General features: G+C 63.2%; 17 protein-coding genes. 4 read left to right on the top strand and 13 right to left on the bottom strand.

Annotated features, from left to right (window positions below):
* Window positions 1-7: 7 nt before the first annotated feature.
* The 6 genes from RYH70_RS05630 to RYH70_RS05605 form a co-directional block, all read right to left on the bottom strand.
* Window positions 8-844 (bottom strand): ABC transporter ATP-binding protein, encoded by an 837-nt coding sequence (locus tag RYH70_RS05630; protein ID WP_022995311.1) that lies wholly within the window; start codon window positions 842-844, stop codon window positions 8-10.
* Window positions 845-919: 75 nt separating this feature from the next.
* Window positions 920-2,248, bottom strand: coding sequence for an ABC transporter substrate-binding protein (locus tag RYH70_RS05625; RefSeq protein WP_317009888.1), 1,329 nt, complete (start codon window positions 2,246-2,248; stop codon window positions 920-922).
* A gap of 103 nt (window positions 2,249-2,351) precedes the next feature.
* Window positions 2,352-3,410, bottom strand: a complete 1,059-nt coding sequence (locus tag RYH70_RS05620) for a branched-chain amino acid ABC transporter permease (RefSeq protein ID WP_022995309.1) — start codon at window positions 3,408-3,410, stop codon at window positions 2,352-2,354.
* A 4-nt stretch (window positions 3,411-3,414) separates the two neighbouring features.
* On the bottom strand, window positions 3,415-4,299 hold the full coding sequence (locus tag RYH70_RS05615; protein WP_022995308.1) for a branched-chain amino acid ABC transporter permease: 885 nt from the start codon (window positions 4,297-4,299) through the stop codon (window positions 3,415-3,417).
* Window positions 4,300-4,301: 2 nt separating this feature from the next.
* Window positions 4,302-5,123: an ABC transporter ATP-binding protein gene (locus RYH70_RS05610; RefSeq protein ID WP_317009887.1), complete on the bottom strand. Its 822-nt coding sequence runs from the start codon at window positions 5,121-5,123 to the stop codon at window positions 4,302-4,304.
* 3 nt (window positions 5,124-5,126) lie between these two features.
* Window positions 5,127-7,073, bottom strand: coding sequence for an AMP-binding protein (locus tag RYH70_RS05605; protein WP_317009886.1), 1,947 nt, complete (start codon window positions 7,071-7,073; stop codon window positions 5,127-5,129).
* Between the two features lie 488 nt (window positions 7,074-7,561).
* Between RYH70_RS05605 and RYH70_RS05600 the strand changes: the two genes are divergently transcribed.
* Window positions 7,562-8,275: a Crp/Fnr family transcriptional regulator gene (locus RYH70_RS05600; RefSeq protein WP_022995305.1), complete on the top strand. Its 714-nt coding sequence runs from the start codon at window positions 7,562-7,564 to the stop codon at window positions 8,273-8,275.
* 101 nt (window positions 8,276-8,376) lie between these two features.
* Here RYH70_RS05600 and murI read toward each other — a convergent pair whose 3' ends face one another.
* From murI to RYH70_RS05570, 6 genes are all read right to left on the bottom strand, one after another.
* Window positions 8,377-9,165, bottom strand: coding sequence for a glutamate racemase (gene murI, locus RYH70_RS05595; protein WP_022995304.1), 789 nt, complete (start codon window positions 9,163-9,165; stop codon window positions 8,377-8,379).
* Window positions 9,162-13,709 carry a tetratricopeptide repeat protein gene (locus tag RYH70_RS05590; RefSeq protein WP_317009885.1) on the bottom strand — a complete coding sequence of 1,516 codons (4,548 nt, stop codon included), beginning with the start codon at window positions 13,707-13,709 and terminating at the stop codon, window positions 9,162-9,164. The genes murI and RYH70_RS05590 overlap by 4 nt, the downstream gene beginning before the upstream one ends.
* A 94-nt stretch (window positions 13,710-13,803) precedes the next feature.
* The gene (locus tag RYH70_RS05585) at window positions 13,804-14,682 is read right to left on the bottom strand and encodes an alpha/beta hydrolase family protein (RefSeq protein WP_317009884.1); all 879 of its coding nucleotides are present in this window, start codon (window positions 14,680-14,682) and stop codon (window positions 13,804-13,806) included.
* Between the two features lie 32 nt (window positions 14,683-14,714).
* A complete protein-coding gene (locus RYH70_RS05580; RefSeq protein WP_116027739.1) occupies window positions 14,715-14,897 on the bottom strand; it encodes a hypothetical protein in 183 nt (60 codons plus the stop codon).
* A gap of 330 nt (window positions 14,898-15,227) precedes the next feature.
* Window positions 15,228-15,587 (bottom strand): DUF4345 family protein, encoded by a 360-nt coding sequence (locus tag RYH70_RS05575; RefSeq protein WP_080530583.1) that lies wholly within the window; start codon window positions 15,585-15,587, stop codon window positions 15,228-15,230.
* A 48-nt stretch (window positions 15,588-15,635) separates the two neighbouring features.
* Window positions 15,636-16,034 (bottom strand): hypothetical protein, encoded by a 399-nt coding sequence (locus RYH70_RS05570; RefSeq protein WP_022995299.1) that lies wholly within the window; start codon window positions 16,032-16,034, stop codon window positions 15,636-15,638.
* 80 nt (window positions 16,035-16,114) lie between these two features.
* Between RYH70_RS05570 and RYH70_RS05565 the strand changes: the two genes are divergently transcribed.
* The 3 genes from RYH70_RS05565 to RYH70_RS05555 all read left to right on the top strand — a co-directional run bounded on the left by RYH70_RS05565 (window position 16,115) and on the right by RYH70_RS05555 (window position 20,537).
* Window positions 16,115-16,909, top strand: a complete 795-nt coding sequence (locus tag RYH70_RS05565) for a helix-turn-helix domain-containing protein (protein ID WP_022995298.1) — start codon at window positions 16,115-16,117, stop codon at window positions 16,907-16,909.
* 87 nt (window positions 16,910-16,996) lie between these two features.
* Window positions 16,997-19,870, top strand: coding sequence for an RNA polymerase-associated protein RapA (gene rapA / locus RYH70_RS05560; protein ID WP_097059111.1), 2,874 nt, complete (start codon window positions 16,997-16,999; stop codon window positions 19,868-19,870).
* A 16-nt stretch (window positions 19,871-19,886) separates the two neighbouring features.
* Window positions 19,887-20,537 (top strand): alpha/beta hydrolase, encoded by a 651-nt coding sequence (locus RYH70_RS05555; protein WP_284455796.1) that lies wholly within the window; start codon window positions 19,887-19,889, stop codon window positions 20,535-20,537.
* Between the two features lie 88 nt (window positions 20,538-20,625).
* Here RYH70_RS05555 and RYH70_RS05550 read toward each other — a convergent pair whose 3' ends face one another.
* Entirely contained in the window at window positions 20,626-21,354 is a 729-nt protein-coding gene (locus tag RYH70_RS05550; protein ID WP_317009883.1) for a dienelactone hydrolase family protein, read from the bottom strand.
* Window positions 21,355-21,494 lie beyond the last annotated feature (140 nt).

The raw sequence follows: 21,494 nt of genomic DNA, 5'->3' as shown, positions 1-21,494 counted from the left end.
GCGGGCGTCAGGACAGCCAGCGCTTGCGGCGGCGGTAGTGCTTGGTATCGCGGAAGCTCTTGCGCCCTTCCCCGGATCCCACGCCAAGATAGAATTCCTTGACGTCCGGATTTTCGCGCAGCTGGGCGGCATCGCCGTACATGACGATGCGGCCGTTCTCCAGGATGTAGCCGTAATCCGCGTGGCGCAGCGCCACATTGGTGTTTTGCTCGGCCACCAGGAAGGTCACGCCCTCCTCCTTGCGCAGCGTGGAGACGATGTTGAAGATCTCCTCCACCAACTGCGGCGCCAGGCCCATGGACGGTTCGTCCAGCAGGATCATGCGCGGCTTCGCCATCATCGCCCGGCCCATGGCCAGCATTTGCTGTTCACCGCCGGAGGTATAACCAGCCACTGACCGGCGGCGCTCTTTCAAACGGGGGAAATAGGTGTAAACCATCTCCATGTCGCGCTGCACCGCGGCAGCGCCATCACGCCGGCCGTAGGCGCCGACCAGCAGATTTTCTTCCACGCTCAGGTGTTCGAATACCCGGCGTCCTTCCATCACGTGCAGCACGCCGCGGCGCACGCGGTCGGCGGCGCTCAGGGTATCGATGCGCTCACCATTGTAATGAATCGATCCACGGGTAATGTCGCCGCGTTCCCCGGTTAGCAAACCGGAGATGGCTTTCAGGGTGGTGCTCTTACCGGCACCGTTACCGCCCAGCAGGGCAACGATGGACCCCGGCCCCACATCCAGGGATACCCCTTTGAGCACCAGTACCACGTGGTTGTACACAACTTCGATGTTATTAATGGAAAGCAGGGTCTGTTCGGCCTGTCGAGCCGTGGCTTGTTCCGCCATGTCGTTTTTCCTCTGTTCGGTCAGCGGTGCCGGAGTGTCTACTGCTCCGGCACCGCGCCGTTAGTCACAGGACCGTTAGTCGCAGGATTTGGGGGTGATGCCTTCCTGCTTGGCGTAGGCTTCCGCCGACGCTTTGTACATCGGGAACACCAGGTCCTTGTTCGGCTTGCGGAATTCAGTGACCTGCTTCCAGGCTTCGCCATTCCACTGCTGGATCAGCGCCATGCCGGGGCCCTCGTGGTCCAGACAGGTGATGTGCACCGGCGGCATCAGGCCGCCCATACCCAGCTCCTTGGTGCGGGCCTCGGGGATATCCAGACTCTGCCACGCCTTCAGCGTTTCCTCGCGGGTGGAGGGCCGGCCTTTCTCGGACATTTCCTGAGCCTGACGCCAGGCTTCGACGATATAACCGGCGTTGATCAGGCCGCGGTTATAGGCGATGGTGCCTTTGGCATCACCGGAACCGGCCGCCAGATCCTTGTCGTAGACGTGCTTTTTCAGGTCCTGGTAGATCGGGTAATCGGCACCGGGACCGTGGAAGGTAACCGCCTTATAGCCCTTGGCGTCGTCTCCCGCCGGTTTCACCGCATCGTCCTGGGCGGCGTAGATACCGCCAATCATGCGGCTGACGTCGATGCCCATGGAAGAGGCGGTACGGATGGCGGTGGGGTTCATCACGCCCCAGCCGAACAGGGAGATCCAGTCCGGTTTGATGCGGCGCACCTGAGTCCACACCGTGCGCTGCTCCACACCCGGCGGAGAGATCGGCATTTCGTGCAGAGTGAAGCCGTACTTCTCAGCATAGTGGCGCAGCACGCCCAGCGGCTCCTTACCATAGGCGGAATCGTGATAGGCATGGACGATATCCTTGCCTTTCAGGTTTTCCCAGCCGCCTTCCTGCTCGGCGATGTAGTCCATCACCACGGTGGTGCTGGACCAGTAGGTGGTGGGCACCATGAAGACATTATCCAGCACCGGGCCATAAGCGGCATCGGCGCGGCCATAGCCCATGGTGCTCATGGTGATGCCGTCCGCCCGGGTACGCGGAATCAGCGCATAGGTGATCCCGGTGGACAACGGCGCCACCACGGTGGCGCCGCCGTGGCGGTCCTTGAGACGTTCATAGCATTCCACGCCCCGGTCATTGGCATAACCGGTTTCACACTCCTCAAGACGAATTTTCACGCCGTTGATACCGCCGTCGCGCTCATTGATCAATGTCACGTAATCGGCGAAGCCATCAGCAAAACCGATGCCGCTGGGCGCGAAGGGACCGGTGCGGTACACCAGGCTTGGCAGGTACTGCTCCTTGGCCTCCTGCGCCTGCGCGGAGATCGCGCCGGTCAGGCCGATGCAGGCACTCAGCCCCATCAGCGCCGCTTTCCTCAACATTGTTGTTTTCATGATCGTCCTCCAAGGGGGCAAGCCCCCGACCCTTGATTGTTATTTCATTGTCCGCCCGACCGGGCGATTCTTCCTGTTACAGCCTTTTCCGCCACCGTCGTGATCAATAGGGGAACGGCCAAAGCCGCAGTTTCTGTTTGGCGATGCTCCACAAACGGGCCATGCCATGGGGCTCCACGATCAGGAAGAAGATGATCAGGGAGCCAAAGATGAACACTTCAATGTAGCTGATCATGGCGGTGCTCAATGGCAGCCCCAGAGCGCTGGGAATGATATTGAGGAAGATCGGCACCAGTACCACGAAGGCGGCGCCAAGGAAGCAGCCCAGAATCGACCCCAGACCGCCGATGATCACCATGAACAACACGTCGAAGGAAGTGTAGATATTGAACGCATCCGCCTCCAACTGGCCGAGGTAGAGGAACGCCCAGAGCACACCGGCGATGCCGATGAAGAACGAGCTCACCGCGAACGCCTTCAGTTTGGTGGGCATGGGCCGGATACCGATAATCTCCGCCGCCACGTCCATATCGCGGATCGCCATCCATTTGCGGCCCGTGGCGCTGCGTACCAGGTTCTTGGCCAGCAGTGCCATCACCACCAGGATAATCAGCGACAGATAGTAGCGGTCGGTAACCGTTTCGATGCTCCAGCCGAACATGTGGAAATCCGGTGCCGAGATCACCCCGGAAGCGCTGTAGTTATTGAACCAGGGACGCTGTAGCAGCCAAACCAGGAAGAACTGCGCCGCCAGCGTGGTCACCGCCAGATAGAACCCTTTGATGCGCAATGCCGGCAGGCCGAACAGCACCCCGGCGCCGGAGGTAATCAACCCCGCCAGCACGAAGATCACCGGCATCGGCAAGTCGGTGCGGATCGCCAGGTTCCAGGCGGCGAACGCGCCCACCGCCATGAAGCCGCCGGTGCCCAGGGATATCTGCCCGCAATAGCCCACCAGGATGTTGAGCCCGATGGCCGCCAATGAGTAAATCAGAAACGGCAGCAGCAACGAGTTCATCACATAGTTGGACGCGGTGAACGGAATCACCAGGAACGCCACCAGCAGCACCAGGATCAGGAAAATACGGTCCTGGCGCAGCGGCAGGATCGCCTGGTCCGCCTGATAGGTCTTTTTGAACTGTCCGGATTCGCGATAAATCATGCGGTCAGATCCTTTCGATAATTTTTTCGCCAAACAGGCCTTCCGGCCGCCATACCATGAACGCCATGGCAATGATGTACGCGAACCAGCTGTCGATGCCGCCGCCGATGATCGGTCCCAGATAGACCTCCGCCAGAGCTTCGCCGGCGCCGATGATGAGGCCGGCGACGATGGCACCCGGGATCGACGTGAGTCCACCCAGCAACAGCACCGGCAGCGCCTTGAACGCCACGTCCACCATCACTGGCTGCACCCCCAGGGCGCCGCCCCAGACGATGCCGGCGACCACCGCCACCAGCCCGGCGATGGACCACACCACCACCCACACCGTGCTCAGCTTGATGCCCACCGACTGTGCCGCCTGGTGATCATCCGCCACCGCTCTCAATACCCGTCCCATACGGGTCTTCTGCGAGAAAAACACCAGCCCCACCACCAGCGCGGCGACGATGGCGGCGGTGATCAGGTCATAGCTCTGCAGCAGCATGTCACCGAGAAAGATCGGATCGGAGGGGATACCCACGTCCAGCGTACGCGACCGGCTGCCCCAGAAAATCTCGGCGAAGCCGATCAGGGCGAAGAAAATACCGATGGTGGACATGAACAGGATGATCGGTTCCTGGTTCACCATCGGGCGCAATACCACCCTCTCGATGACCCAGGCCACGCCGATCATGATCACCAGGGTGATCGGGATCGCCAGCCAGTACGGCAAGCCCCAGTCGTTGTGCATGCCGCCCATGAACATGGCGGCGAACAGGACCATCGCCGCCTGGGCGAAGTTGAAGATGCCGGAGGCCTTGAAGATAAGAACGAAGCCCAGCGCCACCAATGCGTACATCACCCCGGCCAGCAAGCCGCCGATGAGAACTTCCAGAAAAAACATCATGGCTATGCGCTCTCCTGTTCCTGAACACCCAGGTAAGCCTCGATCACCTTGGGATCGTTGCTCACCTCCCTGGGCGTGCCCTCGCCAATCTTCTCGCCGTGATCCAGCACCACGATGCGATCGGACAGGTCCATCACCACGCCGATATCGTGCTCGATCAGACAGATGGTGGTGCCGTATTCATCATTGACGTCGAGAATGAAACGGGCCATGTCCTGTTTTTCTTCCAGGTTCATGCCCGCCATGGGCTCGTCCAGCAGCAGCAGTTCCGGCTCCGCCGCCAGTGCCCGGCCCAGTTCCACCCGCTTTTGCAGGCCGTAGGGTAAGGTGCCCACCGGGGTCTTGCGCACATGCTGCAGATTGAGAAAGTCGATGATCTCCTCGCAGAAGCGCCGGTGTTCCAGCTCCTCGCGGCGCGCACGGCCAAACCAGAACGCGTTCTCCAGCAACGAGGCCTTGGTCTTCAGATGCCGGCCGGTCATGATGTTGTCCAGCGTCGACATGCCCTTGAACAACGCAATGTTCTGAAAGGTCCGGGCGATGCCCTGACTGGCGGTCACGTAGGGCCGCATATGCTTACGCGGCTGACCTTTGTAGGTCAGGGTCCCGGAAGTGGGATGATAAAAACCGTTGATGCAGTTGAGCATCGACGACTTGCCCGCTCCGTTGGGACCGATAATGGAAAAAATCTGCCCCTTGCGGATTTCGAAGCCCACGTCACGAAGGGCACGGACCCCGCCGAAACGCAGCTCCACATTTTCCACTTTGAGCAGTACTTCCGACGCCTGCTCGCGTGGCGTCAGATCGGAAACCGTTGCCACCATGGTTCACCCCGCCTTGCTGAGCTGCTGATAGGTACTGGCGTCACTGATCGACAGCGTGGAACGCAGTTGACCGGTGCTGCCATCCTCGTAAGTCACCCGGACATCAACGTCCACCCTCTCATCACCGCCGTAAAGCGCCGAAATCAGCGGCTCATAACGCTCGGCGATGATGCGCCGGCGCACCTTGCGGGTACGGGTGATTTCGCCGTCGTCCGGGTCCAGCTCCTTGTGCAGGATGAGAAAACGGTGAATCTGGATCGATGCCATTTCCGGATCCTCGGACAGATCCCGGTTGACCGCTTCCACCTCTTCTCTGATCAGCTGGTACACCTCTTCGCGCCCGGCCAGGTCCATATAGCCGGTGAACGAGATGTTGCGCCGTTCCGCCCAGTTGCTCAGTGCTTCGAAGTCGATGTTGATGAACGCGGTGACATAATCCCGTTGATGACCAAACGCCACCGCTTCCTTGATGTGCGGGTGGAACTTCAGTTTGTTCTCGACGAACTTGGGACTGAACAGGGTACCGCCATTGAGACGCCCCACATCCTTGGCCCGGTCGATAATGCGCAGATGGCCATCCTCGGTGAACATGCCGGCATCGCCGCTGTGCACCCAGCCATCCTCGGTCTTGGTTTCACGAGTGGCTTCTTCGTTCTTGTAGTAACCCATGAAGACACCCGGGCTGCGGAACAACACCTCGCCGTTTTCGTCCAGCCGCACTTCCACGCCTTCCGCCGGCGGCCCGACGGTATCCGGGCGCACGTCGTTGTCCTTCTGCAGGCACAGGTACACGGAACATTCTGTCTGCCCATACAGCTGTTTAAGGTTGATGCCCAAGGCGCGGAAGAAGTCGAAGATGTCCGGACCCAGCGCTTCACCAGCGGTATAGGCCAGACGAATACGGCTGAAGCCGAGCACATTACGCAGCGGTCCGTAGACCAACACGTTACCCAGGGCGTAATGCAACCGCTCGAACAACGACACCGATTTGCCTTCCAGAAGACGCACGCCAACCTTGCGGGACACCTTCATGAAATGTTGGAACATGATCTGCTTGAGACGGCTGGCGTTCTCCATTCTCACCATCACATTGGTGATCAGGTTTTCCCAGATCCGTGGCGGCGCGAAGAAGTAAGTAGGCCCGATTTCGCGCAGATCGGTCATTACCGTTTCCGGGGATTCCGGGCAGTTGAAGCAGAAGCCGGAGATCAGACTCTCGCCGTAAGTGATGAAGTGATCGCCCACCCACGCCATCGGCAGATAGGCCAGGGTTTCGTCTTTCTCGGTGATGTTGTCGAACTTCACCGCCAGCTTGCCGGTCTCGATCAGATTGTCATAGCTGAGCATGACCCCCTTGGGCCGGCCGGTGGTACCGGACGTGTAGACGATGATGGACAGGTCCGGCCCTTGTCCCAGGGCCGCTTCGCGAGCGAAGAAATCACTGTTCTCACGGGCGTAGGCGCGGCCTTTTTCCTGCACCCCGGTCAGTTCGTGCAGAAACGGTTCCGGGTAGTTGCGCAGGCCCCGCGGATCGTCATAAACCATGGTCTCCAGACTCGGCACCTGGCTTTTGATGTCCAGCACCTTGTCCACTTGCTCCTGGTTTTCCACCACCGCGAAGCGGACCTCCGCATGGTGCAGCACATACTGCATTTCGTCGCCGACCGAATCCTGATACAGCGGCACCGGAATGGCGCCCATGGCCTGTACCGCGGCCACCGACCAATACAGTTGCGGCCGATTGTCGCCGACCACCGCCACCCGGTCGCCGCGCTGCAGCCCGAGCGCCTTCAGCCCCCCGGCCAGGGCTTCCACCTCCTTGTACACCTGGCGCCAGGTCCAGGTCTGCCAGATGCCCAGATCCTTTTCCCGCATGGCATCCACATTCGGCCGATGCTCGGCGTTATGAATCAGCAGTTTGGGAAATGTGTCCAGTTCATTGACCGACATGGCGGAAACCTCCCTTTTTTCTCATACCAAACCGAAGGTTGGTCACGGTGAAACAGGGGGTTGCCACGGAGATTCCGGTGCGGCTCGGACAGGCTCGGGAAGCGATGACGGAGCAGGGCCGGACAGGGGAATAACAGGAAATCGCGGTGCTCATGGCAGCCGTGGCACGTTCAATAGACCTACTGGCGCCACCAGTGCCCGCCAAACGAGGGATACACGTCAAGGCTCTCACCTCCAGCTTTTGCGTGGCCGCTCGGACCACGACGTTATTGTTATTAACCATTCTTATACTTACTCTTTTCTGTTTCAGGCTACCCGCCTGACGGCCTTTTGCAAGCGGTCCGCACAACGGCGTCCGCGGGATCATCCAGGGCCGGCGCATCAGCGCATGACCATCTATATCATCGACTGGCTGCACCAAGCTGTCGTTTCCGCGACAATCTGGGAAAGAAGCTCTTTTTCAGACCGGAGTACGGGATTACAACACCATGTCCGTCAAAGATCATAGCGATGACATCACCACCTCCCACGGCGACGTGGAGAGCATGCTGCGCGACTCGATCTGGGCCCAGAACCTGGATTCCGTGGCACTGGATCACGTGCGCAGTCAGATCACCGAGCGGGAGGTGGGCCCGGGGGAGTATGTCTGTCATCAAGGTTACCCGGCGGACCATTGGATCGGCGTGATTCAGGGGCTGGTGAAGCTCAGTGTGCTGTCGCCGGAAGGCAAGGCGATCACCCTTACCGGGGTCAATGCCGGCGGCTGGTTCGGAGAAGGCTCATTACTCAAGGACGAGCCCCGCCGCTATGATGGTATCGCGGTGGGCCAGACCCGGGTGGCTTTGATGCCCCGCGTCACTTTCACCTGGTTACTGGACAACAGCATCGCCTTCAACCGTTTCCTGCTGCGGCAACTGAACGAGCGCCTCGGCCTGTTCATCTCCATGGTCAGCTTCGATCGCATGCTGCGCCCCGAGGCCCGGGTGGCCCGCTGCCTGGCCACGCTGTTCAATTCCTACCTCTACCCCAACGGCTCCCTGAGCCTGAAAGTCTCCCAGGAGGACGTGGCGCAGCTGTGCGGGATGTCCCGCCAGCGCGCCAACCAGGCCCTGCGCGAACTGGAAGCCAACGGCCTGCTGAAAGTGGAATACGGCCGCATCAACATCCAGGACCTGGAAGCGCTGCGGGACTATGGGGAATAGGGAAAGCAGGTAATAGTTAATAGTGAACAGTTAACAGCGAAAACCCTGGAGCGGCCCCGTAAGGGGTAATGTTTTGACCTTCGCTATTAACTGTTCACTACTCACTTTTCACTGATTTTTCCCGGTGGCTGGAAGCCGAATCCGGAGAAGGCCCGGGCCAGCCCGGGATTGTCCGGCGCCGTGGCCCAGCTGAGGAAGGCGCCGGAGGACACCGTCGGCAGGGGCACCTCCCCCACCACCTGTACCACGCGTCGGGCGATGGCGTCGCCGGAGTCGATCCAGTGCACGGGGCCTGGCGCCACGGCGGCCAGGGATTCCCGCAGCAGCGGGAAATGCGTGCAGCCGAGCACCACCGTATCCAGCCTGGCAATCGCCGCCAGAGGCGCCAGACACTCGGCGAGCACCCGTGCGTCCAGCGGCTCCCCGGCCAGCCAGCGTTCCGCCTGGGCCACCAGCGGGTCGGCGGCGACGCGCGCCACGGTACAGTGGCCAGCGAATTCCTCGATCAGACGGTCGGTGTAGGGACGCGTCACGGTGGCGGTGGTGGCCAGCAAGGCAATGACTCCGGTGCGGCTCAGTTGCGCCGCCGGTTTGATCGCCGGCACCGTCCCCACCACCGGAATCGCCAGCCGTTCACGTAACGCCTCGAGCGCCAGAGTACTGGCGGTATTGCAGGCCACCACCAGCACCCGGGCGTCACTGGCCGCCACCGCCGCCACGCAGACGTCGACGATCCGGCGCAGCAGCCAGGAGTCCGGCTTGGTACCGTAGGGCAAGGCGGCGTTGTCACAGACATAAGCCAGCGGCAGGCCCGGCACCTGTTGGCGCAGGGCGGTCACCACCGACAGACCGCCGACACCGGAATCGAACACCAACACCGGGCGGCTCACAGCACCACCCGCAGCCACAGCCACCACAGCCAGTGCTTTTGCCCGGCCAGGAAGCGCCTGGCGGCGTTGGCCACCCGTTCCTGACCGCGCAGGCGCCACCAGTGGCGACGCACCAGACGCAGACGTATCGCCGGATCGATCTCGTCACTGTCCAGCAGCCACTCCAGCGCGAAACCGAACAGCCCGCCGCGCCGCGGATCGCGGCGTAGCCGCTCCAGGTTAGCGAGCAGTTCATCGCCGGATACGCCGGCCAGCGCCTGGGCCCGGGCCCAGACGACCACCACGGCGTCGGGCATGTCGGGGTCGGCCAGCCAGTCCGGAACCGACCGCCACAGCGCCTGGCGGGCATCGGCGCCGGCGGCCGCCACCCATGCCAGCGGCTCCAGCAGCAACCAGTTGTTATCGCGCCAGTCCCGGACCACGCTTTGATACAACGGCCAGGCCGCGTCCAGCTCAGCGGACTCCAGCGCCAGCCGCAACTGCCGGGCGCGCACGAACACATTGCCCTCGTCGACCAGGATGCGGGTCATCAGTTCCCGCGCCCGTTCGGGGTGCCCGCTGTCCATATAGTGGTCCAGCAGCGTCAGTTGGATATAGGTGTCGGAATAGTCCCGCGCCAGGGCCCGCTCCAGGTAATCGGACACTTCCTCCTCGATGGCCCGCCGGGCGTCGCCTTCGGTCACCTCCAGCATCAGTTCGGCGGCTTCCACCAGGGCACCGGCATGCCCCGGCTGCAGTGCCACCAACTGGCGGCTGGCGTGCAGACAGGGTTCCACTTCACCGGCGTCCTTGTACCAGGTGGCCAGCAGACGCCAGCCACGGGAGAATGCCGGATCATCGCGCAGCACCTGATCCCGCATCATGCTGATGGCGGTGTCGCGATCGCCCTGCTGATGACGCAGCCAGGCGGTGAAGCCCAGCACCTCGGTGGGCGGCGGCCCGCGCCAGTAGTCCCGCGACAGTAGCGGCTCGATCTCCTTTTCCCGGCCGATCCGGTGCAGCACCTCGCATTGGTCGATCACCAGAGAGGGGTCGTGGGGGCGCAGCGCCCGTGCCCGTTCGATGAACGCCAGTTCCTGATCCTGCTCGTCGGTGAGCATATAGCAGTGGCGCCACAAATCAGCGTTACTCTCCTGCTCGTTGGCGAGACGTTCCGCCAGCGCCAGTGCCTCGCCACGGCGATCGGTTTCCCGCGCCCATTCACCCAGCTTGTCCCAGCCCCAATGGTAATCCGGGGTCTCGGCCAGGGCACGGACCATGGTGTCGAAGGCCTCCTCGCGCTGCCCGCGCCGCCACAGCAGATCGGACTTGTAGCCCAATAGCAGGCCTTCCCGGGGCAAGCGCCGCAAGGCGCGGTCGATGTGTCCTTCGGAGGCATCGAAGTCGCCCCGCACTTCCAGCACATCGGACAGGGAAATGACCGCCTGCACCCAGTCCGGCGATTGCCGCAGACACTCGGTCAGGTCGGCCTCGGCCCCTTCGGTGTCGTCCGCCAGCAAGCGCAAACGACCGCTTTCCAGCCACAGGCGCGGGATCAGCGGGAACCGCCGGCAGCCCTCCTGAATGCACTCCAGGGCGCGGTCCAGATGGCGTACATCGCGATGAAAATGGGCGGCGGCGAGCCAGCTCTGCCACAGGTCCGGACGCTCCGCGATGACCTGATCCACGAACGCCGCCACCTCCTCATCCGTGAGGAAACGGCGGGCCAGCGCCACGAACGCTTGCACACCGTCACCGAAGGTCACTTGTTCCAGTAATTGCCGATGAATGAAGCCCAGTGCCTCGCGCTTGGCGGCCACGTCCGGATAACACTCCAGCAAGCCGTGAAAGGCATCCGGCCGATCCACGCTGGCCCGGATAGCGGCACGGAAGGCCTGTGCCGCAGCGTCGTTGTCCTGGGCCAGCAGATGGGCGCGCGCGCTGATCACCAGAGCCCGATGGTCGTCCGGGGCTTCCGCCAGCACCCTGCTGGCGAAACGCAGGGCCTGAGCGTAATCGCCGCGCTCCAGGGCACAATCGGCCATGGTCTGGGCCACCCGGCTGTCGTCCCCGGCCTGCGCCGCCAACGCCTCCAGTTGCGGCCAGCGTTGACTGGGCGGCAGTGCCTCGAGGAAGTCGAGCTTGACGCCGCGAATACCGTAATCATGGGGATTCAGGCTGCCCTGGCGGTCGATGAACGCCAGTGCCGCCTCCAGGCTGTCGTCGCGCCGCAGTTGCCCGGCAACGAAGCGCAGCGCGCCGGTGTGGAACGGCCGCAGCGCCAGCAGCGCCCGGAAGTGAACACTCGCCTGCTCCAAGTCTCCGGCCTGGCGGGCGATATCCCCCTCGAACTCCAGCACCATCGCTTCCGGCAGATCGGCGCGGCGCTGGGCCAGTAACGCCCGGGCGCGTTCCAGATCGGAGCGGCTCTGATAGAAAATCAGCGCTTCATTGACCAGCCACACGTTGCGCGGATGCTCGTTCAGCGCCTGCTCGAACACCTCCGCGGCTTCGCGGCTCAAATCCAGTTGCTCCAGCATCAACGCCAGCGTCACCCGGGCGTCGGCGGACAACGGTCCAAGCCGGTCGGCGCGGCGGCGCAACCAGTCCAGAGCCTGGTCGGTCTGGCGCAGAAAGCGGGCCGCCTTGAAGTAGCTCTGGGCGTAGCGCTCCACCTTGTCTTCCAGGCAGGCACACAACCGATACAGTTCAAACGCCTGCTCGCGTTTGCCCTCGTCCCAGTTGAGCCCGGCCAGGGAATAGAGGGCGGTGGCTCGGGTCGGCTCCAAGCGCAACAAGCGCTCCAGCCATTGGTGGGTTTCCTCCGCCACCCGATAGTCGTGGCGCAGGGCATGGACCAGCGTCTGGATCAGCAGCGGATGGCTGTGGCCCGCCTCCAGTTGCTCACGCAGGTAGGTACGCTGCTCCTGGAAACGGCCCAGCTCACCAAGCATATCGGCCCGTGAAGCGATCAGGTTGAGGTCTTCCGGATAGCGTTCCAGCAGCGCATCCAGGGTCTTCAATGAGGCCGGCGCGTCGTGGTCATAGGCGGCCAGGCTGCGCTCTCCCCACAGCACCAGGCGGTGCTCGGCGCCTTCCTGGCGCAACTGTTCCAGCGCCGTCACCGCCGCCGGCCGGTCGTGCCGCTCCAGCGCCAGTTGCAGATCATGGTAGTGGTCGTACAGACGTGCCGCCGGCAGCTCAATGCCTTCCAGCCGCCCGGCCTGATCCGATGGCACCACCACCATGCAGCGCGGGCCAGTGGCGGCGTAGCGTTTGGCGGCACCGTCCATCAGCATTTCGCTGATCAGCGGCGAGAACGGATCACGGATTTTGTACACGCCCTTGCGCAAGTCGTAACCGACAATGGCCTGCATATGGGCGCTGCCCGGCTCCACCGTGGACAGCGCCACCGGCACGCCCCGATCCACCAGGGCACGAATGATGTCGTGATCCATTTCGAATTCACGCACATGCCAGCCCAGTTCGCTGATCCAGCGCCGTTCGGTGGAAGCCGGCGTGCCGTCATAGCAAATCTGTTCCGCCACCTCCAGGTGGTCGAACTGGTGCCCCCAATAGCGGGCCAGGGCCACGAAAGTGGCGGGCGCGCAGGTCATGTGATGCTGGCGCACGAAGGCCACCGGCAACAACGCCTCCGCCGGCTGGTCACGACGTTCACGTAGGCGCTCGCGGACACTGACCACGAACGGATCCTTCAGCTCGTCGGCGGCCTGCAGCGCCTGATCCAGCTCACCGCGCTCATAGTGCAGCTCGAACTCCCGGTAGACCAGTTCCCGGTCCACGGTGCCCGGCAGTTCCGGCACCAGGGAGCGGGCTCTTTGCAGCGCTTCAGCGGCGGCGTCGCGCTCGCCATTTTCCAGCAATAGATCATAGAGACGCAGACACAGCTCCACTGATTCCATGCGGGGGGCATGCCTGGCCAGCAACGCCACGGCGTCGTCCCGCTGGTCCAGCAGCAACAGCAATTCGGCCCCGGCGGCCACCACCGGACGCGGTGGCGTGGATGACGCCAGCCACGGCTCCAATACCGCCATGGCCTCCGGATAACGGTCTTCCCGCTGCAAAATAACGGCGTGCTCGAGCGCCAACCAGGAGGAATCCGGATGCAGGGCCAGGGCCCGTTCGAGGAACTCGTGGCTGCGTTCCCAATCGCGGTAGATGCTGTAAAGCGTAGCGAAATGACCCAGCCACAGCCCTTGCAGATGGGGGTCGTCCTCGCACAGAATCTCGCCGTGTTGCTGAATGAAGCGCAGCGCCGCCCAGGGCCCGCGCCGGCCGAGCAATTGAAAACCGCGATAATAGCGCTGGCGCGGCCGCTCCGGTGCGCCGCGCCAGGCGCGCTGCATCAGCGCCAGGGCGGTACGGGAGCGGCCCAGATGGTTCAGCGTGCGGCCGCCCAGCAATTGCAATTCCGGGTCTCGCCATTGAGCCGGTTCACCGTGTTCGCGACGCAAAATATCGAAGGTCTGCCGGTACAGCCCCTGTTGGTACTTTTGGCGCGCTTGCCACAACGCATCCGTGGTTTCGGTGACTCCCTGCTGCACGCTCCCCTCCCCTTGCCTTTAAAAAAGAGGGACATGTTAGCCGTGCGAGACAAGAACCGCACCGTATGCGGCGGTTCGTTGTGGGAACGTGGTCTCAGATTTGGCGCGCGACCACTCCGGCGGGCCCTGTCTGGTCGGCTTCCAGCCACCGCGCCAGACGCGCCACCACCGCCGCCGGCCGTCGTGCCCAGCGAAAATGGTCCGCCTTGTCATTCAATTCGCCAGCGCTCAGCACCTGCTCTTCCGGGCGATGACGCTGAAAGCGCCTTAACACCGAATCCACCGCGATGGCGGAGGCGAAAGGGTCATTTTCCATACGCAACATCAAGGCGGGGCCGGTGTAGTCCGCCAGGGCCTGATCCACCCGGCGGTCATCGGCGCCGACCCGATAACGATTGGTCAGCGCCAGGTGACGCCAGTCGCTCATCACACCACGCGCCTCGCGCCCCCCGAAACCGAGGCGGTCACCGGGGTAATAGCCAAACAGCAAGTGGCACAACGGAATCAGGCGGGTGAGCCGTTGCACCCGGCGGCGGTCCGCTTCCTGATAAGCGGTGATCCAGGGGCTGCCGCAGGCGCACATGACGATACCCTCGAAACGCTGCGGGTAGAGACCCGCGCACATCGCCGCATAGTGGCCGCCAAGGCTGTGGCCGAACAGGTAAACCGGCTGCCGCGGCGCCTCCTTCGCGATCCAGTCCAGCACCGCCGGCACGTCGTCCTCGACGACGTCACGAAAGCCCCAGTTATGCCGTCTCGAGGGACGCAGAGCACTGCTGCCCAGGCCCCGCTGCTCCATCAGCGCCACCGACCAGCCGCGCGCGGCCAGCTCCGCCACCAGTTTGTCGTAGAAGGGCGCGGCCACGCCGAGGGCGCCCATGACCAGAAAGACCGGGCCACCACCAGCCACCCAGGTGACCGGCACCGCATAGCCTTTCCCGTTATCGATGTGTGCCAACCGTGCTTCGTTCATCCCCTTTCTCCCCACGCCGGGAGAGGGCCTCCTCAGCGCGCTTCGATTTTCGTCTTGCCGCAACGCTGGCACCGGTAGAGGGTGACCAGTCGCCCCTGTTTGGAATCAAAGGTGGTGTCCTTCGCCACCACCCATTTATGAAAGCCGTGGCGGCACAGACTTTTGTTGGTGACTTTCTTTTTCGCCGGTTTCTTGAAGGGCAGGATATCGGCCATGGCCGGGCCTCGTGAGGTTAGAGCCTGTTCACGATCTTTACGCCGCCGCGCCGGAGTTCATTTTTCCGTCAGGCCGCGATTCCGATTGTGCGATGTAGTCATTCTACATAAACAAGCGTAATCGCGGCCTGGCGGACTCTCCACCTAAAGAAAGTGGGGCCCGGCCCTTCGGGTTGCGCTGGAAAAGCCGCCAGAGGACGCTGCGGCCCTTGACTTTGGAACCACCAGAGCCTGCAGTCCCCAACGCCCTCTGGCGGCTTTTCCAGCGGCAACGCGGTGACGTAAAGATCGTGAACAGGCTCTAAGAGCCCCTCAGCATAGCCGCCCCGCTCACCACGCAACAGCCGCCAACATCGCCGCCATCACCAGTTCCAGCAGCAGAAACCGCGCCGGCCATTTCGGCAGGACCCGGTCCACCGCCCAGGAAACCAGACGCCCCGCCGCCATCCCCAACAACGCCACCGCCACCGTGACGGTAATGCCGTCGCGCCAGAGCGGCGACACCCAGGCCACCAGCAAAAGTATGGCGATGGCGATGCCGAAACCGCCATATACCGCCCGCACTTCGTTGCGCATCGGCGCCGGCAAGGTATGAACGTCGAAATACGCCAGCACCATTGGCGGGCGGGCCAGAGCGACAAGCCCCATTACCAGAAACACCATCGCCACCGGAAGCAGTAACAGAATCATGGCGGATCCTCCGTGAACGGGGCGGCGCCAGGACGCCGCCCCAGGACATCATGCGTGCGCCGGCTGCCGCAGGCCCCGCCACTGGCACCACACGCAGAATGCGGTGATCAGCACCAGGTCCGCCAGCAGCAATTGACCGATATTGGAGAGCCAGGGCGCCGCCACCAGCATCACCACCGGCATCGCCACGACAAAAGCGGCGTCCGCCAGGGTCAACAATCGCGCCAGCAGACGCGGAATCGGCCGGCGAGTGGCGACCCAGGCCAGATCCACCGCCAACACCAGCAGCACGGCACCAGCGGCGGTGGCCAGCCACACCGGGATAGCGCCGGCATGAGCGCCGGCCAGACCGGCGAAGAAGGCGCCGGCGGTAACCAGGGGAACGCCGAACACGGCGCAGACAATGGCATTGAACAGCAGTGCGGATTTCAAGGATTGCCAGGGCATGATCATTCTCCTTCGTGGTTTCTGATAGAGTCAGAATCCCCGCCAGGGGTAATCAAAACAATTACCTCGGAGGTAATCACATGCAGGCAGGCACGATACTGGCGGACTGGCGCCGCACTCGACGCATCAGCCAACTGGAACTGGCCAATAACGCCGGCGTTTCCAGCCGCCATCTCAGTTTCGTCGAAAATGGCCGCTCCCGCCCGAGCGCGGACATGCTCAAACGGCTGGCCGGGGCGCTGGATCTGAGCCTCAGGGAAACCAATTACCTGCTCACCGCCGCCGGCCATCCGCCGGCCTTTGGCGAAACCCGCCTGGACGAGGCCGCCATGGCCCCGGTGCGGCAGGCGCTGAATCTGATGCTGGAGAACCACCTGCCCTATCCGGCGGTGGTGCTGGACGCGCACTGGAACCTGCTGCTGGCCAATCCGGCTCAGCACCGTATCGTGGCGGCCATGGTGGCGGAGCGCGGCCCGCTGCCGGAAACCACCAATATCATGGAACTGGCATTTCATCCCGACGGCTTCCGCCCGTTCATCGAGAACTGGCCGGTGGTGGCATCGTTCCTGCTGCGCCATCTGCGCCGCGATCTGCATGCGCGACCAGACCCGGCACTGCACCGCCTGCACCGTCGTCTGGCGACGCTGGCCGATCTCAGCCGGATTCCGGTGGACATGCCGGTGAGTACGGACCCAATGCTGACACTGGTGCTGAACATCGGCGGGCAACGTCTGAACGCCTTCTCCACCCTGGCCAGTTTCGGCACCGCGGTGGACGTGGTGATGGAGGAGTTGCGCATAGAACAATATTTCCCCGCCGATGAGGCGACGGCGCGGTGGTTCAGGACACAGGCGGGCGAGAACGGCGGTGGTTGATTCGTTTTTCACCGACACGCATCGAAGCCGGCGCCACAAACCCGTATAATCGCCCGCCCCCGCAACCATCCAGGCGATCGCATATCCATGACCGAATTTGTTCCCGGGCAACGCTGGCTAAGTGAATCCGAAACCGAGCTGGGTCTCGGTGTGATCAAGGAGGTGGACTACCGCCTGGTCACCGTGCACTACCCGGCGGTGGAAGAAGAGCGGACCTACGCCAAAAACAACGCGCCGCTGTCCCGGGTCACCTTCGATGTGGGCGAGACCCTGACCACCGACGACGGCCTGGAACTGAAAGTTCAGGCGGTCAATGACCTCAACGGGCTGCTGGTCTATCACGCCCATCCGGTGGATCAGCCGGACAATGTGCAGCCGGTACCCGAGTCCCATCTCGGCCATCAATTGGCCCTCAATGGTGCTCAGGAACGCCTGCTGGCCAACCAGCTGTCTTCCAATCGCTGGTTCGAACTGCGCATCAAGGCGCTGCAGGCCAAGGCCCAGAGCGAACGGTCTCCCCTGCAGGGGCTGCGTGGCGCCCGTATCGATCTGATCGGCCATCAGCTGTATATCGCCGAGCAGGTGGCGCGCCGCTACGCACCGCGGGTGTTGCTGGCCGATGAGGTGGGGTTGGGAAAAACCATCGAGGCGGGCCTGATTCTGCATCAGCAACTCTATACCGGGCGCGCGCAGCGAGTGCTGGTGGTGGTGCCCGATGCCCTGGTGCATCAGTGGTTCGTGGAAATGGCACGGCGCTTCAATCTGCGCTTCAGCATTTTCGATGAAAGCCGCCTGGAGGCGCTCGGTGCCTCCAGCGCCGCCAGCATCAAGAACATGCTGGCGGATATCATCGCCGAGGAAACCGGTCAGGAGTCGGCTACCCAGGACAATCCGTTTCTGTCCGAACAACTGGTCCTGTGCAGCACCACCTTCCTGGAAGGCTGCGACATCGATCTGCTGGCGGAGGCGGAATGGGATCTGCTGGTGGTGGACGAAGCCCACCACCTGGCCTGGAGCCCGGAACAGCCCTCCACGGCTTATAGCCGGGTGGAACAGGTGTCACGTCAGGCCCGTGGTCTGCTGTTGCTCACCGCCACACCGGAGCAGTTGGGTCTGGAAAGCCACTTTGCCCGCCTGCGCCTGCTGGACCCGGACCGCTACCCGAGCCTGGACGCCTTCATCGAGGAACAACAGCAGTATCGGCAGGTGGCGGAACTGGCCGGCGCCCTGCATGACGAACCCAACTGGTCGGCGTCACTGCGCGAAAGTGCCGCCCACTGGCTGCCCGGCGAAGACATCGACGAAAGCCGCCGTGACGCCATTCTTGGCGAATTGCTGGACCGCTTCGGGCCTGGCCGGGTGATGTTCCGCAACACCCGGCACAATGTGGCCGGCTTCCCGGAGCGGCGGGTTCAGGGTTACCCGCTGCCCTTGCCGGAGGCCTATCGCCTCGACGAGGACGAGGATCTGGAGCTGGCGCTGTACCCGGAAACCGCTTACCGGGACGACCGCTGGTGCGCGGAGGATCCGCGCACCGACTGGCTGGAGCAGTTCCTCAAGCAGCATCGTGGTGAAAAAGTGCTGGTGATCTGCGCGCATCGCAATACCGCCATCGACCTGCACGCCCACTGCGGCTACAAGCTGGGGCTGAATCTGGCGGTGTTCCATGAGGACATGGATCTGATCGAGCGGGACCGCGCCGCCGCCTTTTTCGCCGACGAAGTGGACGGCGCCCAGGCCCTGATCTGCTCCGAGATCGGTTCCGAAGGCCGTAACTTCCAGTTCGCCCATCATCTGGTGCTGCTCGATCTGCCGCGCAATCCGGACTTGCTGGAGCAACGCATCGGTCGCCTGGACCGCATCGGCCAGACCGACACCATTCAGATTCACGTGCCGCATTTCCAGGCCCACGCCCAGCAAGTCCTGTTCCGCTGGTACCACGAAGGCATGGGCGCGTTCGAGCACACCAATCCCGCCGGTCACGAGATAGGCCAGCGCTGCGGGGAAGCCCTGGAACAGGCCTTGCGCGCCCCGGACGATGACACCAAGGTCTCCGCCCTGCTGGCGCAAACCCGGGAGGTCACCGATGAACTGCGCCAACGCCTGGAGGAAGGCCGGGACCGCCTGCTGGAAATGGCGTCCTGCGATCGTGAACAGGCCGACGGCTTGCGCGACCAACTGGCCCAGGAAGATGAGCAAACGCCCATGGCGTTCCTCGGCGAGGTGTTCGAACACTACGGCGTCGATCAGGAAGACCACTCCGAACACGCCTGGGTTCTGAAGCCGGCGCCGCATTTGCGCGAACCCTTCCCCGGTCTGCCGGAAGAAGGCATCACCGTCACCGACCAGCGCGGCACCGCCATCGCCCGGGACGACATGCAGTTCCTGACCTGGGAACACCCGATGGTCACCGGCGTGCTGGACCGCTTGCTCACCGAAACCCGAGGCAAGGCCTCGGTGGCGCTGCTCAAGAACCCCAAAATCCCCGCTGGCACCCTGCTGGTGGAAACCATCTATACAGTGTCGTGCAGCGCTCCCCGGCATCTGCAGCTGGACCGCTTCCTGCCCACCGTGACGATCCGCCATCTGCTTGATCCCAAAGGGCGTGATCTGTCCCAGGCCATCGACTTCCCGGGCCTGTGCCGGCAGTGCCACAAGCTGGAAAAACCGCTGGCCCGCAAAGTGGTTGGCAGCCAGAAGGCGCTACTCGAAAAGCTGCTGCGCGCCAATGAATCACGGGCCAGGGAAGCAGCGGAAGAGCATATCAACAGCGCCCGCGAAGCGATGAACCGCCATCAGCAAGCGGAGCTGGCCCGGCTCAAGGCACTCCGCGAGAAGAACCCGGCGGTGCGTGACGAAGAGATCGAGTTCCTGGAAACGCAGACCCGGGCCCTGGCCGCTTATCTGGACCAGGCGCGGGTGCAATTGGAAGCGGTCCGTGTGATCGTTGCCGGAAACTGAGTTAAGGAGTGCCGGAATGAGCTATCTGCCCTGTGTGGAAATCGAACCGCCGCAGCCCGCCGAAACCAGCGTGATCTGGTTGCACGGCCTGGGTGCCAGCGGCCATGACTTCGAGCCGGTGGTACCGGAGCTGGCACGCAAGAGCACCCGTTTCATGTTTCCGCACGCACCGCAAATTCCGGTGACCGTCAACGGCGGCATGGTCATGCCGGCCTGGTACGACATCATCAGCCTGGGCGGCGGCGGGCCGATCGACGAGGACGGCATCCGCCGCTCGGCGGCCCGGATCGACGCCCTGATCGAACGTGAGATCGAGCGCGGCATTCCCGCCGAACGCATTGTTGTGGCCGGCTTTTCCCAGGGCGGCGCGGTGGCCTATGAGGTGGCTCTGCGCCATCCGGCACGGCTGGCCGGCCTGATGGCCTTGTCCACGTACTTCGCCACCGCCGACAGCATCCAATGCAGCGATGCCAATCAGGCCCTGCCGATCTTCATCGCCCACGGTACTTTCGATCCCATGGTGCCCGAGGAAGGCGGCCGCCGGGCGGCGGAAACGCTGACCGCCAAAGGTTACTCCACGGACTACAAAACCTACCCCATGGAGCACGCGGTGTGTCTGGAGGAGATCCAGGACATCGCCGCGTTCCTGCATAGCGTGCTCGACTGACCACCGCTGCCCCACTGATTCGCGAGCAAGCTCGCTCCCACAGCGGTATCACTACGGAGCCGCTGTGGGAAGCTGCCTTGGCAGCGAATCAGTCGGCGAACACCTCATCGAACAGGTCGTCCATGGCGGCGAAGGCACGCCGCGCCACCTTGGCGTTGTATTCGCTGGTGCCCGGGTTGCTGGCGTTGGGGTCGGTGAAGGAGTGCACCGCGCCACCATGGTTGATAAAGGTCCAGTCGGCGCCGGCGTTGTCCATCTCCACCTTGAAGGCGGCGATCGCTTCGGCGCTGACCATGGGGTCGTCGGCGCCGTTCATCACCAGCACCGGCCCGCGGATCGGACCGCTTTGCTCCGGCTCCGGCGTCTCCAGCAGGCCGTGGAACGACGCCGCCGCCCGGATGTGGGCGCCATCGCGGGCCAACTCCAAAGCGCAGGCACCACCGAAACAGAAACCGAACGCCGCCACCCGGTCCTCGGCCACGCCCAGTTTGCCCGCCTCCTCGCGCAACACAGCCAGCGCCGCCCGCAACCGGGCACGCAGCGCGGCGTTGTCGTTGCGGATCGCGCCCATGGCCTCCGCTGCTTCCCCTGCGCTGGTGGGGCGCACCTCCACACCGTAGGGATCAAGGACCAGAATGACATTGCCCTCTCCGACTCGTTCCCGAGCCAGCTTCTCGGCGGCATCGCTGACACCGTAAAAGTTCGGCGCCATCAGCAGGGCCCGGTCAGGCTTACCCTCCGCCGGATACAGCAGCCGCCCTTCGAAGGGGGCTCCGTTCACCTCATAGGACACGGTCCGCACTTCAACTTCCGACATATTCCTCTCCCGTCATATCAAACGGCGCGATAACACCGTGGCAAAGATAAAATCTCGTAATCCCGGGCTCTGGCACACTTTCTCGAACGCCATCCGGCTCTATATTGGAGAAACGAACATTGCACAGAATCCACAAGGAG

It is taken from the genome of Alloalcanivorax xenomutans (assembly GCF_032810065.1).
Taxonomy (GTDB): domain Bacteria; phylum Pseudomonadota; class Gammaproteobacteria; order Pseudomonadales; family Alcanivoracaceae; genus Alloalcanivorax; species Alloalcanivorax xenomutans.
The sequence above is the reverse complement of the archived record's forward strand: the minus strand, read 5'-3'. Positions and strand labels throughout refer to the sequence as shown.

What these genes read in the sequence shown, in the direction of transcription:
- RYH70_RS05615 (WP_022995308.1), bottom strand. Translation starts at nt 4,299, where the DNA reads ATGATGTTTTTTCTGGAAGTTCTCATCGGCGGCTTGCTGGCCGGGGTG.
- RYH70_RS05565 (WP_022995298.1), top strand. Translation starts at nt 16,115, where the DNA reads ATGCAGGCAGGCACGATACTGGCGGACTGGCGCCGCACTCGACGCATC.
- RYH70_RS05580 (WP_116027739.1), bottom strand. Translation starts at nt 14,897, where the DNA reads ATGGCCGATATCCTGCCCTTCAAGAAACCGGCGAAAAAGAAAGTCACC.
- rapA (WP_097059111.1), top strand. Translation starts at nt 16,997, where the DNA reads ATGACCGAATTTGTTCCCGGGCAACGCTGGCTAAGTGAATCCGAAACC.
- RYH70_RS05600 (WP_022995305.1), top strand. Translation starts at nt 7,562, where the DNA reads ATGTCCGTCAAAGATCATAGCGATGACATCACCACCTCCCACGGCGAC.
- RYH70_RS05605 (WP_317009886.1), bottom strand. Translation starts at nt 7,073, where the DNA reads ATGTCGGTCAATGAACTGGACACATTTCCCAAACTGCTGATTCATAAC.
- RYH70_RS05625 (WP_317009888.1), bottom strand. Translation starts at nt 2,248, where the DNA reads ATGAAAACAACAATGTTGAGGAAAGCGGCGCTGATGGGGCTGAGTGCC.
- RYH70_RS05620 (WP_022995309.1), bottom strand. Translation starts at nt 3,410, where the DNA reads ATGATTTATCGCGAATCCGGACAGTTCAAAAAGACCTATCAGGCGGAC.
- RYH70_RS05570 (WP_022995299.1), bottom strand. Translation starts at nt 16,034, where the DNA reads ATGCCCTGGCAATCCTTGAAATCCGCACTGCTGTTCAATGCCATTGTC.
- RYH70_RS05585 (WP_317009884.1), bottom strand. Translation starts at nt 14,682, where the DNA reads ATGAACGAAGCACGGTTGGCACACATCGATAACGGGAAAGGCTATGCG.
- RYH70_RS05630 (WP_022995311.1), bottom strand. Translation starts at nt 844, where the DNA reads ATGGCGGAACAAGCCACGGCTCGACAGGCCGAACAGACCCTGCTTTCC.
- RYH70_RS05575 (WP_080530583.1), bottom strand. Translation starts at nt 15,587, where the DNA reads ATGATTCTGTTACTGCTTCCGGTGGCGATGGTGTTTCTGGTAATGGGG.
- RYH70_RS05550 (WP_317009883.1), bottom strand. Translation starts at nt 21,354, where the DNA reads ATGTCGGAAGTTGAAGTGCGGACCGTGTCCTATGAGGTGAACGGAGCC.
- RYH70_RS05555 (WP_284455796.1), top strand. Translation starts at nt 19,887, where the DNA reads ATGAGCTATCTGCCCTGTGTGGAAATCGAACCGCCGCAGCCCGCCGAA.
- RYH70_RS05610 (WP_317009887.1), bottom strand. Translation starts at nt 5,123, where the DNA reads ATGGTGGCAACGGTTTCCGATCTGACGCCACGCGAGCAGGCGTCGGAA.